General features: G+C 40.0%; 12 protein-coding genes and 1 pseudogene. 3 read left to right on the forward strand and 10 right to left on the reverse strand.

Features of this window, described 5'->3' with window-relative positions:
* The 3 genes from G3KMM_RS01615 to G3KMM_RS01625 all read right to left on the reverse strand — a co-directional run.
* The coding region (locus G3KMM_RS01615; RefSeq protein ID WP_164998467.1) for an ATP-dependent DNA helicase at positions 1 to 2,849 on the reverse strand (2,849 nt) is incomplete at its 3' end.
* Complete coding sequence (locus G3KMM_RS01620; protein WP_129604653.1) at positions 2,803 to 3,201, reverse strand: UvrD-helicase domain-containing protein; 399 nt, start codon at positions 3,199 to 3,201, stop codon at positions 2,803 to 2,805. The genes G3KMM_RS01615 and G3KMM_RS01620, both read right to left, overlap by 47 nt.
* 8 nt (positions 3,202 to 3,209) lie before the next feature.
* Complete coding sequence (locus G3KMM_RS01625) at positions 3,210 to 4,484, reverse strand: class I SAM-dependent RNA methyltransferase (RefSeq protein ID WP_129604658.1); 1,275 nt, start codon at positions 4,482 to 4,484, stop codon at positions 3,210 to 3,212.
* A 252-nt stretch (positions 4,485 to 4,736) separates the two neighbouring features.
* Here G3KMM_RS01625 and G3KMM_RS01630 point away from each other — a divergent pair, with 252 nt between their 5' ends.
* Positions 4,737 to 5,984 (forward strand): ComEC/Rec2 family competence protein, encoded by a 1,248-nt coding sequence (locus G3KMM_RS01630; protein WP_129604665.1) that lies wholly within the window; start codon positions 4,737 to 4,739, stop codon positions 5,982 to 5,984.
* A 277-nt stretch (positions 5,985 to 6,261) separates the two neighbouring features.
* On the opposite strand, the gene G3KMM_RS01635 is transcribed toward G3KMM_RS01630, so the two are convergent.
* The 4 genes and pseudogenes from G3KMM_RS01635 to G3KMM_RS01650 form a co-directional block, all read right to left on the reverse strand.
* Positions 6,262 to 6,489, reverse strand: coding sequence for a hypothetical protein (locus G3KMM_RS01635; protein ID WP_129604670.1), 228 nt, complete (start codon positions 6,487 to 6,489; stop codon positions 6,262 to 6,264).
* 151 nt (positions 6,490 to 6,640) lie between these two features.
* Positions 6,641 to 6,982, reverse strand: a complete 342-nt coding sequence (locus tag G3KMM_RS01640; RefSeq protein WP_129604676.1) for a hypothetical protein — start codon at positions 6,980 to 6,982, stop codon at positions 6,641 to 6,643.
* Positions 6,979 to 7,626 (reverse strand): hypothetical protein, encoded by a 648-nt coding sequence (locus G3KMM_RS01645; RefSeq protein WP_129604682.1) that lies wholly within the window; start codon positions 7,624 to 7,626, stop codon positions 6,979 to 6,981. Before G3KMM_RS01645 ends, G3KMM_RS01640 begins: the two co-directional genes overlap by 4 nt.
* Positions 7,627 to 7,754: 128 nt before the next feature.
* Positions 7,755 to 8,570, reverse strand: a pseudogene (locus G3KMM_RS01650) (DnaJ C-terminal domain-containing protein); the annotation flags it as partial.
* Between the two features lie 106 nt (positions 8,571 to 8,676).
* Between G3KMM_RS01650 and G3KMM_RS01655 the strand changes: the two are divergent.
* The gene (locus tag G3KMM_RS01655) at positions 8,677 to 9,873 is read left to right on the forward strand and encodes an acetate/propionate family kinase (protein ID WP_129604690.1); all 1,197 of its coding nucleotides are present in this window, start codon (positions 8,677 to 8,679) and stop codon (positions 9,871 to 9,873) included.
* A gap of 65 nt (positions 9,874 to 9,938) precedes the next feature.
* On the opposite strand, the gene nrdG is transcribed toward G3KMM_RS01655, so the two are convergent.
* Positions 9,939 to 10,466: an anaerobic ribonucleoside-triphosphate reductase activating protein gene (gene nrdG / locus G3KMM_RS01660; protein ID WP_129604693.1), complete on the reverse strand. Its 528-nt coding sequence runs from the start codon at positions 10,464 to 10,466 to the stop codon at positions 9,939 to 9,941.
* A gap of 68 nt (positions 10,467 to 10,534) precedes the next feature.
* Complete coding sequence (locus G3KMM_RS01665; RefSeq protein ID WP_129604695.1) at positions 10,535 to 12,877, reverse strand: anaerobic ribonucleoside triphosphate reductase; 2,343 nt, start codon at positions 12,875 to 12,877, stop codon at positions 10,535 to 10,537.
* 202 nt (positions 12,878 to 13,079) lie between these two features.
* Between G3KMM_RS01665 and G3KMM_RS01670 the strand changes: the two genes are divergently transcribed.
* Positions 13,080 to 13,292 (forward strand): hypothetical protein, encoded by a 213-nt coding sequence (locus G3KMM_RS01670; RefSeq protein WP_129604698.1) that lies wholly within the window; start codon positions 13,080 to 13,082, stop codon positions 13,290 to 13,292.
* Here G3KMM_RS01670 and G3KMM_RS02790 read toward each other — a convergent pair.
* A partial coding sequence (locus G3KMM_RS02790; protein WP_164998468.1) for a hypothetical protein occupies positions 13,273 to 13,626 on the reverse strand: 354 nt, incomplete at its 5' end. The genes G3KMM_RS01670 and G3KMM_RS02790 overlap by 20 nt on opposite strands.

The raw sequence follows: 13,626 nt of genomic DNA on the forward strand, positions 1-13,626 counted from the left end.
TGATCAATTTTTCCAGTAATTGGAATACCGTCAAAAATGAGATGTTCATTGCTAAAATCAACTTCAGCCTTAGCGCCGGGGCTTCGTAGGATTGATTGGTATTCATCAATCGCTAGAGGCAATTCATCTTCACCACGCTCAATCAAGGTTTTAATGTCTTCTTCTAGTAAGTCCTGTTTTTTGGCCTCTGTGGTGTAAAGTAAAATAGCGTCTTCTTTAGTAAGCTGATTTTTGGTTATCTCCTCGAATACTTTATGGATTAAATTACCGTAAGCAATATTTAATGAAGTTGGCTCACTAGGTGCCTTAATAATACTATTAAGGTAAAAATTCAGTGGTCCGCCATAAGTGAGACGAATAAATGATGAAATATGGGAGGCAGAAAGCCGAAAATCTTTTACGCGCTCTTTTAGGAGGGGTTCGATTTTTTCGGATGGATCGAGTAATTTATTTAACCAAATACGACGTATAGCCGAGACCTTTTCGTCATCAGAGAGCATTTCGTTATGTTCGATAACCCGACCGGTTGGAATAAATGGGGAGGAAATATATGATTGGTCATCGGTTTGAATAACTTTTTCATCGAGAAAGGAGAGGGGTTTGTTTTCTTTTTCTGCGTCATCAGCATACTTTGGACTGGTCATAGTAAGGGTTTTGGCAGCACGGGTGATAGCGACAAAGAGAAGTCGTTTTTTGCCGTCTTGGGTATTGCGAGCGTCACCGATAACTTCAAGATTTAGGGGGAGAGTAAGGGCATTCGGTCCTCCTGAGCTATCCCATGCGGAGGCTGTAAGATTGATCAAGAAGACATGCTTAAATTCTAGTCCTTTTGATTTATGGGCAGTCATAAGGCTAACGGCCTTGTCGGAATCTCGATAAAAAGTTTGTTCAGTAATGCTGGTTTCAGTCTTTTTGTAATCATCAACAAGCTGGACGAGGTCAGCAAGGCGTAGCTTATCTTTTTTGGTACGAGAGAGAAGGCGGTTGCGAAGTAGACGCAGGCGATTATAAAAATCAAAAGTATTTTTGGAATATAAATCTTTTGAGTAGAAAGTAAGAAAAGGAGAAGTGAAAGCTTTGGTCTGTTGATTAACGGTGATTTCGATTGGTGAGATTCCAGAAATTATATCAAGCAAGAATTCAAGTGGTAGAGTCAGGGACAGTTTAGCTAGTTCGGCAAAGAAGGCAGCGAGATCAGCAAAATATGGATTATCGAGATAATTCTGCAGAATTTCAAGCGCTGGACGTTTATGGCGATGGATGGATTGAACGGCGAGAATCATATCTTCGCTAGGAATACCCCAAAAAGCAAGAATCATGTCTTCGCTAGGGATGCCCCAAAAATTGAAGGAAAGGATTTCGGGTAACATATAGCTGGGGTTTTCCCCTTCAGAAAGTTGATAAATAAAATTACAGAGGGTTAGCAATTCATAGATTTGTTCATTTTCTAAAATATTTTCGGTGCGTTCGTAAGCGAGGTCGATTTCGGGGTATTTGCGTAGATATGGAATTAAGGCAGTGGCATATTTATGTTTTGGGAAAAGAATACCGATATCGGAAGGATCTGTGCCAGCCTGGATGAGTTGATGTACCCGCCCGGCGATCCAATTATATTCAGCGTCTTGGTTAATAAATTGATGCCTTTCAATGAAAGTTTTTTGAGTAATAGATTTATTCAGCTGTGATGATTGCTTAGAGTCTGTGTCCTCATTTTCTACCTGGTTTGCTGAGTAAAATATTTGTTCAAACAAGAAGTCTTCAAGGTTGTTTTTTAGGATGTCGGAGTTACGTACGGAAGTTAATTCTTTCTTGAGATCTTCAGTCACTTGATTTTCTGCATGAAGACTACGTTGCATAGCTTCATTTTTAATGAAACTCTCGTCTAGCTGATCAGCAATTTTGCGTGAGAAGCGAAGAATCTCACTTGTAGAGCGGTAGTTCTCAGTGAGAACAATTACTTTTGCGTTAAAATGATTTTTGAAATAAATAAGGCTACTGGCTTTAGCTCCCTGAAATTCGAAGATTGACTGATCGTCGTCGCCAACAGCCATTACGGAAGGAGACTCTTGTTCGTCGGCGATTAATTCAAGTAATCGAGTTTGTGAAGGGTTCGTATCTTGGTATTCATCAACCATGATGTATAAATAATTCTGAGCAATTTTGCGGCGAAAATCAATATCATCTTCAAGATACTTAATAGGCATCTCAATCATGTCGTTAAAGTCAAAATATCCATGTTCTTGAAGATAGCTTTGATATTTTTCATAAAGTTCAACTAATTCCAAAAGGCGTTGATTGCTAGCTAGTTCGGAAAATTTAAAGATACCATTTTTGTCTTTTGAAAAATACTTCTTAATAAAGTTATTGATATTCTTTACCGATGGTTTTTCTGAGCTGGCTTGCTCTTCAATAAATGAATAAATTTTTTCATAAAAAACATCAAAAAGAGAGTAAATACGACCCACGATTGGCTGATCGGTTTTGAGTTCACCAAGCTTTTGTAGCAGTGGGAGGTAGACGGTTTCGGCTAGTTTAGTATAGGCATTTTTGCCAGAGGCTTTATCTGGAAGATACTGCAAGATGGGGGCAAGTTCTTTGTTTAGAATTTCGATATCTTGCTGGTTTTGCTTAACAATAGTTCTGAGCTCTGCCGGCGAAACCTTTGAAACTTTGATTTTAGCGATAAGACTGAGTAAATTTTTTTGCTTTTGTTCAGCTTTTAGTAAATAGGAGTTAGGAAGATCTGTTTGTAATTCTTCAATAATTTTTAGTTGAATAATTTCCTCGATGGGCTCATTAAAGCTACGTTGTGGTTCTGTGGCAAAAAAGATTTGCTTGTAGTTCTTCAATGATTTTGAGTTGAATAATTTCCTCGATGGGCTCAGTGAAGCTACGTTGTGGTTCTGTGGCAAACTGATTATAAAGACCGAGAATTTTTTGACCAAAGGCATGAAAGGTCATAATATCAATCTTGTCAGCGGCTTGACCAATCATGCTACGTAAGCGTTCTTTCATATTTTCAGCACCGGCCTCTGTGTAGGTGATACATAGAATCATACTTGGGTCGGTGTCAGTATTTTGAAGAATATATTCAACTTTTTTAGAAAGGAGTTGAGTCTTACCTGTGCCTGGACCGGCTAAAACTAGAAGAGGTCCATCTAGATATTCGACTGCTTCTTGCTGTTTTTGATTGAGTGGCATAAGACTCCTTATTTAAGTGTTAATAAAACCAAAGATTCGATGTGGGGGGTGTGTGGAAAGAAATTAAAGCCTTGAATGGATTGAATATCGTAATTTTGGAGTAGACTAGAGAGGTCGCGAACTTGCGTAGCTGGATTACAGGATAGATAGACTATTTTTTGAGGTTGGACTTCACAGAGTTTTTGAATGAGTTTTTGGTCACAGCCAGCTCTTGGTGGGTCAAGAATTACGCTTGCATCGGCGGAAATTTGGTCTAAGACTTCTTCGGATTTGGCAAGAATTGGATGAATGAGCTGATTATTCGTGGCGTGGATTACACGGGTGGAGTTAGCGGCGAGCTCTTCATAGGCGGACTTGTTTACTTCCACAAGAGTAAGTGCTTTGTCTCTGGTGACCGATAAGCCAATGGTCCCAACACCCGCGTAAAGATCTAAAACAGAGGTAGAGTCTTCGAGGAAGGCCTTAATTTGTAGTAGAGCAGCCTCATAGACAGGTAAATTGATTTGGAAAAAGCCACCAGGTGAGTAGGAGTAGGTGTTGCCAAGGAGAGTGTCAGTCAGGTTCGGAAAGACTGGATGGGGCTTACCGTTTTCAAGGAGTCCACCGCTAACTTCGCCGGATTGGTTGGCACGAAGAAGTAATGACTGAAAAGAACGGGCCTCTTGTTTGGTTCGATTTAACTCATCGATAATTTGACTGGCACGGGTAAAGATGGCTGGCAATTCAAGAGAAGAGCTGGTAATAGGCATTTTACGATGGGAACCGCGATAATGTACGGCGAGCTGAATTTTTTCGGTGTCGTGATTATAATAAAGTGAATACTCCATCTTGTTGCGATAGAAATAATTTTTCGGTGATTGGTGAATAGGAATATTTAGAATCAAATCTTTATTGATGGGATGAGTTTTATCGAGATGGGTAAAAAGAGAAACTAAGATATTGGATTTGGCGAATAATTCGGCTTGATCATTTAGAATCTGCCAGGGGGAAGTTGAGAGAAATTGTTTGTCTTGCGGCACAACGCGGGATTCAGATTGCTTTTCAAATTCAATGGCGATTCCTTCAATAAAATGTGGCTTTTGGGTGACAATTTGAAATTTGGAAACTACTTCTCCCGGAAGTGCATTCCAGAGTAAAACCTTGACGCCGACTAGTTCGGAATAAGACTGCTGATTAATGATGAGCTCTGAATTTAGGGTAGCAATTCCCTGCCCCGTGGTGGCAAAGTCGTCAATACGGAGGGGGATTTTTGGTGTGGCAATTCTGGGTTCTTTTTTTCTCATTACATCTAGCTTATATCGTAGGGGGAGAGAATGCAAGTTTTAAGAGTAGGTCTATTAATATGAATCTAATGAGAAATATGAAAGAGTTTATGGCTGCTATTTTATATCTTGCTTATGTTGATTAAAAATATCTTGCTTATGATAAAGATTTTTCTCTCTGTTACTACAAAGATTTGTGAGGATTTTTTCAAAAGAGTCTTGATAATACTGTGCTAATGAAGTAAGTTTGGGGCGGAAATTAAATGAGGTTTTATGGTGAATAAAATTAGTAAAATAATAATCATTGTAATTGCAATAATAACTTTTTTGAGGGTGAGTTGTAGATCTCCTGCCGAGACAAAATATCAGTTTAAAGATGACAAATTGCAGAGTTCGCGGGAAGAAAATAGTTTTCGTGATTATATAAAGACAAATTTAAATAATCGACTCGATCCAAAAATAAGCGGTTTGGCCGTGGCATACTTAGTTGGGGATAAAAGTGGCCTAAGTAGTAGTCTAAAAGAAGAGATTAGCGAAATCGGTTTAACGCATTTAATCGTGATTTCGGGAATGCATCTAGTAGTTTTGGTAAAGATACTATCCGACGGACTAAAGCCCATGTCTAGATTAGTGAAAAGCTATTTTTGTGGAGTTTTTGTTCTGTTATATATTATGATGATTGGGCCTACCCCATCACTAATGCGAGCAGCAATTGTGGTCTTTTGTCAAATTTTTGCAAGTTATTATGGAAGAAAACTAGATAAAGGTAGAATTTTATTTTTGACGTTTACAATAACGCTGTTAATTAATCCAAATTTTATTAATAGTATTGGTTGGCAATTATCGATGCTGGCGTATGTTGGAATATTGGTCCTTAATCCATTGATAGAGGGTTTCTTGTTTGGAAAAGGTTTTAATAAAAAAAGAAGCTTGGAGAAGAAGGGCTATTTGAGAACGATGTTGGCTAAAGTCGATAGCGTGTTTAATCTTCGAAAGGGGTTGATTGTAGCGGTGGCTGTTAATCTAATGGTTCTACCGATAATCTTGTATTATTTTGGCCACTTTTCGTGGTTATCTATTCTCATGACGGTATTATTATCGCCATTGATGCCGATGATTCTATTTAGTATTGCAATGGTTGGAATTTTGCCGTTCTGGATTTACGGACACCTCTATTTTCTTTTTAGTGGAGGGATTAGTCTTCTGGAGTTACAGGTTAAGCTGATCGGAATTTTTAGTGAGATACAGATTTTGACAGTAACGGTGGCAAAAAATAATATAAGTTTCTTCTATCTATACTTAATAATTGCCTGTTTATATTTCTTTTTGCGAAAAAAGAATATCAAGATAAGCGAAGACAGAACAAAGCAGGATAATCAAACGATTAAAAGGAGTGATGGTATGCAAGATATTGGTACTTATTTGATCGAATGGCAAAAACAACTGCAGTTGCGGTGCCAACAATATAAAAATAAAACTGGTCAAACCGAGACATTTAATAATGTAAAAAAGACCAGTTGAATGGCTATGTGACTGGCGAAAATATAAAATAAGAGGAAGCAGAAGGATAAAAAAGCATAATACGAAAAATTGGATATAGGAGCCAGGAATAGTTGAAATAAAGCTTGAGGTGAAGCGAACAATATCTTCAATAAAGAGATTGTAAATAAGTGCCCCAGCGATAGAGGCTAGGGTTGGTGAACCTAAACGTCTTTTGAATAAGTAGAAAAGCAGTAAAATTGCAATTGGTATTATGATAGCCATAAGTATATTATAGCAAAAGACATCAAAAGTGTTTCTAGAACAAGGAGGCTGAATTGACAGTAAAAGCCACGAGTCCGGAAGAAATGTCGCGTACTACTAGGTCTGAGCTAAGCTCTGAACCTTCGATACGATAGCGAACAATACCACTGGCATCTCTGACAACCATATAGCAACCGGCTCCGCCTTCGACTGTATATCTGATGCCGTCGTTCTCAAAATAAAATACGCCATTTTTTAATAGCGCTTCCCTTAGCGACCCCATTTTAAATTCTCCCTACTCAAATAATAATACTAGATTTTATATATTCTAAAATAAAATATAGATTTTGTAAAGTCTTATATTGAATAGTAGTAGAGAATGCAAAAGGTGAGATATTAGTGGATTCTAGTTTTGTGTGGTTGTGGGATGGTGACTAATTAGAAATACCTAGCGACTTATCAGAAAGGCTATCTTTGGAAAAAGGTTTTTTAGTCTCGTTGATAGTATTGATGATTGGTCGAATATTCTCTAGATACTCTTCAATTTCTTGTTCGCTAATCTTGCCTTCTTCAGAAAAACGATAAGACGAATTATTGTCGAACTGTTCATTTTCGTGCTTTTCGGGGAGGAATCCAGGTCGAGAACGGTCGATGTAAATATCGCCACTGGCGTGATAGAGATATAAGGACAGGCCGGTTGTTGCGATTGCAATTATGGTGGAGATGATGCCTAATCGAATTAGAGCTTTACCCCCTCTTGATGTAAAGTGATTCATTGATTCTCCTTTTTCTGGTTCTCGGAATCTTTGATTGCCATGTTATGCTTAAGCTGATCTACCAATTGGAGATGCGAGGAAACGATGTTGTTGGTTTTTGTAACCGAGTCTTCGAGCTTTTCTCGTAAAAAACGCACATTTTCAAGCTCATAATAAAATTCATTAGGCTGATTTTTGCAGTCTAGAGAGATGAGTGTTTCTAAATGTTGACTGTAAGTAATAAAAAGATTTGTAAAATCATTACGGGAAGTGAACATTTCAGTTTGAATGCGACTGAGATTAATATCTGGCAAATTGTTTTTGATAAGACGGATGTTTAGGGGCGAAAAATAGTTGGTTAAGAGTGTTTGATAACTAGTACCAAGGAGGACACGAGTCTTTGAGTCATTTTTTTGTAGATTTCTCAGGCTAACCTGAATCGAGGCGCAGCCAGTGGAGATGTTTCCCCTCTCTAAATCGTTTAGCTTTTTATGAGTTATTGTGTTTAGATCATAGTCTTCAGCATAGACTGGTTTTGTTTGAAAAACAGAAAATGTTGCTCCCACTACCAAGAAAGGGGTAATAATAAGTCCTAGAAAAATCAATAAGGGATGAGATTGTTTGCTTGCTATATTCTTGCCGTTTTCTGTATTCTCAATCGTCATTACTTAGATAATTATAGCATAAGGCTGTTTGTGGATAAGAATTAATTCCAGAAACCACGTTTTTTTGCGGTGCGAAACTCTTCAAGTAATTCTTTTTGTTTCTTGGATAAGTTGGTTGGAGTATCGACAATAATGTTTACGATATGTGGGCCACGTTCCTCTCCACGCATAGGTATACCGTGTCCGGAAAGTTTAAATGGAGTACTGGATTGAGTGCCAGCAGGTACCTTCATGGTGATTTTACCGTCAATAGTCTCAATTTCTACTTCACAACCAAGAGCGGCATCGATCATGGAGATATGTTGTTCGGAAAGAATAATATAGCCTTCGCGCGTTAGGGTCTTATGAGGGCGAACTCGAATTTGGACTAACAAATCGCCAGCTTCTCCAGAGGAGTCAGGGGCTGGCCCACCATGTCCACGTAGTCGAATGGATTGACCATCATCGATACCGGCCGGGATTTTTAGGTTAATCTCTTTTCCGTCAACTTGAACAGTTTTGGTGGTACCAAAAATTGACTCTTCAAATGAGACGGTCAGGACGGTTCGATAATCTGCACCACGGCGTCTTTGGGTTCGCCCTCCACCGAAGCCGAAGAGAGTACTGAAGATATCATCGATGTTGCCATCTCCGCCAAAATCAAAATTGAAGTTTTGACCATTAAATGAGTAGCTACCGCCGCTAAAAGGATTGCCGCCGCCGTAGTTAGAATTTCCACCTACACCTGCATGACCAAATTGATCATAGCGCGCACGCTTTTGTTTGTCGGAAAGTACTTCGTTTGCTTCTGTAGCTTCTTTGAATTTAGCTTCAGCTTCCTTATCACCAGGATTTTTATCTGGATGGTATTTAAAGGCGAGTTTTCGATACGCTTTCTTAATTTCGTCATCGGATGCGTTTTTGGATACGCCTAAAATTTCATAATAATCTTTTTGTGTAGACATAATTACTATTAATTATAGTGTTTTAGCACTCAAAATGCAAGAGTGCTAAATAATCTCTGCATAAAAAAGATATTTAGGATATAATGATGATATAAAAGAGGAGTAAATGATGAATAACGATCGACTAATTCTGATTACTAACCCTGGGAGTAGTTCTCGGAAATATGCTCTATATCGTGGTAGTAACTTTCTATGTGCATTGCATTTTGAATTTGAGGGGGACAAGATTGTATATACGCTGAAAAAAGCTGATGGTACTAAAAATAAGACGGAAACAAAATTTACGACTCTTAATGAGGTGGTTTCTGGTCTGGAAAAAATCTTAGTGGACGAGCAGTATATTGGTGGTCCTACTAAACTTGATGCAATTTTAGCCCGCGTGGCCGCACCAGGAAGTTATTTTGCAGAAGACCATATTGTAGATGAAGAGTGTTTGGCTCAACTTGAGACCGCAAAAGCAAGAGCACCACTGCATGCACCTGTAATTGCTAATGAAATTGAGCAATTAAAGAAGACTTTTAAGGAAACCACTGTGATCGCAATTTCAGATTCTGGTTTCCATAATTCAAGACCAGAGTTGATGAAGGCTTACGCAATTGATACGGAGGTTGCTAATAAATATGATATTAAACGCTGGGGCTATCACGGTCTTTCAGTTGGTTCGATTGCTAGATATATGCGTGAACAGGATATTTTGGAAGAAAAGATGATTGTTTGCCATGTTGGTTCAGGCTCGTCAATTACTGCAGTGTATAATGGCAAATCACATGACACGACCATGGGCTATACTCCACTTGAGGGGGTAATGATGGCAACAAGGACCGGCTCGATGGATGTTGCTGCTGCGCTTGCAATTAAGCGTGAGTTAGGGCTAAAAACTGATGATGAGCTTGAAAAATATCTTAATAAACAGGGTGGACTTTTGGGTGTATCTGGCCAAAGTGATGATATGCGCGAAATTATTAGGTTAAGGGATGAAGGTGACTCACGCGGTGTGTTTGCACATGCTCTATATATCTATCGTTTACAATCTGCAATTGGTCAAATGGCAGCCTCTTTGGGTGGAGTAGATGCTCTAGTTTTTACTGCGACAATTGGTGAGAGGTCTGATGATGTTAGGCGTCGAGTGGTGCAGAAACTTGGGTATCTTGGCTTTACAATCGATGAAGCAAAAAATACTGGCGATATGAATGAGAGGCAGTGTAATATTGCAGCTGTCGGGTCAAAGCCAATTTATGTGATTAAGACTGATGAGTCTGATGAAATGATTGTTCGAGCAAATGACTTGCTGAATAAAATCTAAGTTCAAGCAGTAAGAAAAAAATAACCTCTTTATGAGGTTATTTTTATGTTCTTTAGATAAAGCTTTTATTCAATGGAGGTGATTTCGCCATCTTTAAGGTGTAAGAGGCGCTGGTTTCGGGAGCCACGGAAACGAAGGGTTAAATCTCTTTCGGCTAGAACGAATGGTCCATCGATAAGAGCATCTAAAGTCTTAAAGAATTCCCATTGAAGGTTGTTTTTAGCTTTGATTTCGTCGTAGGTATATCCAGAAAATGACCAAACATTCCAGCCAAGTTCTTCTTTTACGAATTTAGCGATCTCGATACAGGCGGCAGCTTGAATTGACGGTTCCCCACCGCAGAAGGTGAGTCCAGTCTGGCCCTTGAGTTGACGAAGTTCTTCTTTTATATCCTCTACGCTGACTAAGACGCCGCCTTCAGGGTCCCAAGTTTCTTGATTTTGACAACCTTCGCAGCCAATGAAACAACCTTGGGTCCAGATGACGGCACGAAGTCCGTAGCCATTAACAATACTGTCATGTTCGATAGGTCCAGATAATCTGAGATACTGACTGTTGGAGCCGGCGACAGGTGAGACAAATTCTTGAGCCATAGTTTTCCTTATTAATTTAATAATTAAAAGTTAGGAGACTTGCTCCTAACTTTTAATGTCGGTGTTCTTTATTCTTTACCGAAAGCAGCTGCTGAGTTTGCTTTTGCGCATTCACGAGCGGCTTTTTGGGCTTTGGTGTAGGTACCGGAAACATTGTGCTTGACGCGATCATGTTCCTCAGCCTTTTTACCATCATTCCAACGTTCGAGAGAGCCTACGAGGTAACCGGTGATACGGCGGAGTCTTTCGAATGGAACTTCGTCTTCGACACGACCACATGATGGACAGCGAGTGTCGGCGATAATACCTGAGAAGCCACAGACTGGGTCGCGGTCAACTGGGTGGTTAACTGAACCGTAGCCAATGCCTGAATCGTGCATTTTGCGGATAACAGCCTCAAAGGCGTCAATGTTCTGTGATGGATCACCATCGAGTTCGATGTAGGAGATGTGTCCAGCAGGACAGAGTGCGTGGTAAGGAGCTTCGATTTCAATTTTCTCAAAGGCTGAGATTGGGTAGTAGACTGGGACGTGGAAGGAGTTAGTGTAGTAGTCACGATCAGTTACACCCTTGATGGTACCGAATTCTTTGCGATCGATCTTGGTGAAGCGACCAGAGAGACCTTCAGCTGGGGTTCCGATAAGACCAAAGTTGAGGTGGTTTTTCTTAGCGTACTCATCACAGCGTTTACTCATATGAGTGATGATGTCGAGACCTAATTCCCTAGCCTCTTCGCTCTCACCGTGGTGTTTACCGATCATTGCAACTAGAGCTTCGGCGAGACCGATGAAACCAATAGAGAGTGAACCATGCTTAATGACTTCACGAAGAGTGTCATTTGGTTTAAGTTTTTCACTACCAAACCAGTTACCTTCGCCCATGAGGAATGGGAAGTTACGGACGTGCTGGTTAGCTTGGAACTCGTAACGCTCGAGAAGTTGGTCTCTACATAGATCCATGAGATCGTCGAGTTCTTTGTAGAAGCCAGTCCAGTCAGCTTCTTTGCGTTCTTTAAGGGCGATACCGTGCTTAATGCCAAGGCGAACAAGGTTGATAGTAGTGAATGAGTTGTTACCGCGACCAGTGACGATACCGTCTGATTCTGGGAAGACGGATGAGAATACACGAGTACGGCAGCCCATGGTAGCGATTTCAGTATTGTAATCACCCTTTTTATAGTATTTAAGATTGAAAGGTGCATCGATAAAGGTGAAGTTTGGGAATAGGCGTTTTGAGGAAACTTCCATTGAGCGCTTGAAGAGGTCGTAGTTTGGATCTTCGGGATTGTAGCTGACACCTTCTTTTACCTTAAAGATTGAGATTGGGAAGATAGGGGTTTCGCCATGTCCGAGACCTTTATCGGTTGCTTCTAGAAGGTTTTTAGTAACTAGGCGACCGGCTGGAGTGGTGTCGGTTCCGAAGTTGATAGAAGTAAATGGAACCTGGGCACCAGCGCGAGAGTGCATGGTGTTGAGGTTGTGGATGAATCCTTCCATAGCTTGGAAAGTTTGTTTCTCGACGTCTTCATTTGAAGTTTCGATAACTGTTTCTGGAATTTTTAGCTTCTTAAGAGTCTCAGTGTCACCATAAGCGATGTCGTCTGGGATTTTAACATCTACTTTTTTGCCAGAGTATTTGTTGTATTTCTCTAGATTATTGCGAAGAGCTTTCTTGAAAGACTTATTCACACCTGGAGCCATGGCGTAGTCAAAGTTTGGGATTGACTGACCACCGTGCTGTTCGTTTTGGTTTGCCTGGAGGATGATTGCAGCAAGGGCGGCGTAGGAGGCAATGGAGTTTGGAGTGCGAAGATGTCCGTGTCCAGTATTGAATCCACCATTAGCGAATAGTTTAAGTGGGTCAGTTTGGCAACAAGTTAATGTACCAGTGGCGTAAAAGTCTAGGTCGTGAATGTGAATGTCGCCATTATCATGAGCAGCAGCAAAGCGGGGGTCTACAAGAACGGTTTTGGCGAAGACTTTTGAACCTTCAGCGCCAAATTGTAGCATTTTACCCATGGCGGAGTTGCCGTCAACGTTGGCGTTGCTACGCTTAACATCTGAGTCTTCAGAAGCATCAGCGATGGCAATTGTTTTGTAGATGCCCATAAGGTTTGATTTTGCATTACGGGTTTTATTGCGATCCTGTCGGTAAGTGATATAAGCTTTGGCGGTGCGCTTGAAGCTTGAATCCATCAAGACTTTCTCAACTAAGTCTTGAATTTGCTCAACAGTAGGAGTGCGTTCTTTAACGGTTTCTTCAGCAAGTTTAAGTACTTTTTCGGATAATTGGGCTGCACGATCGTGTTTGAACTCTTCGGTCGCGGCGCCGGCCTTAGCGATGGCATCGGTGATTTTGTCTAGGTTGAAGTCAACAATCTTTCCATCACGTTTGACGATTTTTTTGAACATAAAAAATTACCTCCTTGATTGTGTCCAAAATTTCTTCAATGTTTTTTGATTAAATTTTTGTTATTAGTCTAGTATTGGTGACGCTATATTTAGTGTCTGTGTTTATTTTATGACACTATATGTAGTGTGTCAATGGAAACTGCTTATATTTTTGTTGTATTTTATACATAATTTTACAGAGATAATAGTATAATAACAGAGTATGAAAAAAATTAATTTTGGTAGTTATGAACCAAGGCGATGTTGGGTTGGTGATAGCCAGAAGATTTGTTATGCTTCGCGAGATGAAGCTGAGGTGGCGGCACAGGTGGTGGCTCATGACTATGGAGTACCAGAATTGACCGTATATCATTGTGAATACGGCGACCACTGGCATTTGTCTTCGGGTGGGCAGATTAGAAAAAATAAGCGTTAAAGTACTGGATTTGCGGCAATGGAAAACGCTTTTTTACGCCACAATTTGGTAGTTTATTAATTAAAGAAACTAGATTTGGGCTTGTCTCGGTATTTTTAGTGTAGGTTGTCTGCGTATTTGAAGTGTTTTGCTGAGCTATGTCCTGTGTAGTATTTGAAGGCTTTTGTTTATGTGGCTCGATTTTATTTTGAATTGGGACATGGGTGAGCTTTTGGTCAACAATGCGGCCAAGGCTGCTGAATTTGATCTCGCGTATTGTGTGTGGGGTGGTGGGGTCAACATTTTTAAAAATTAGCCGCTTTTGATTAGTGAAACCAGCGATATAGTCATCGAT

The sequence above is a fragment of the Candidatus Nanosyncoccus nanoralicus genome (genome assembly GCF_004138405.1).
Lineage (GTDB): Bacteria > Patescibacteriota > Saccharimonadia > Saccharimonadales > Saccharimonadaceae > Nanosyncoccus > Nanosyncoccus nanoralicus.

Excerpts from the sequence above, each read along its gene's own strand:
- nrdG (WP_129604693.1), bottom strand. The coding sequence starts at position 10,466 with ATGGCTCAAGAATTTGTCTCACCTGTCGCCGGCTCCAACAGTCAGTAT.
- G3KMM_RS01645 (WP_129604682.1), bottom strand. The coding sequence starts at position 7,626 with ATGACGATTGAGAATACAGAAAACGGCAAGAATATAGCAAGCAAACAA.
- G3KMM_RS01655 (WP_129604690.1), top strand. The coding sequence starts at position 8,677 with ATGATGAATAACGATCGACTAATTCTGATTACTAACCCTGGGAGTAGT.
- G3KMM_RS01670 (WP_129604698.1), top strand. The coding sequence starts at position 13,080 with ATGAAAAAAATTAATTTTGGTAGTTATGAACCAAGGCGATGTTGGGTT.
- G3KMM_RS01630 (WP_129604665.1), top strand. The coding sequence starts at position 4,737 with ATGGTGAATAAAATTAGTAAAATAATAATCATTGTAATTGCAATAATA.
- G3KMM_RS01665 (WP_129604695.1), bottom strand. The coding sequence starts at position 12,877 with ATGTTCAAAAAAATCGTCAAACGTGATGGAAAGATTGTTGACTTCAAC.
- G3KMM_RS01640 (WP_129604676.1), bottom strand. The coding sequence starts at position 6,982 with ATGAATCACTTTACATCAAGAGGGGGTAAAGCTCTAATTCGATTAGGC.
- G3KMM_RS01635 (WP_129604670.1), bottom strand. The coding sequence starts at position 6,489 with ATGGGGTCGCTAAGGGAAGCGCTATTAAAAAATGGCGTATTTTATTTT.
- G3KMM_RS01620 (WP_129604653.1), bottom strand. The coding sequence starts at position 3,201 with ATGCCACTCAATCAAAAACAGCAAGAAGCAGTCGAATATCTAGATGGA.
- G3KMM_RS01625 (WP_129604658.1), bottom strand. The coding sequence starts at position 4,484 with ATGAGAAAAAAAGAACCCAGAATTGCCACACCAAAAATCCCCCTCCGT.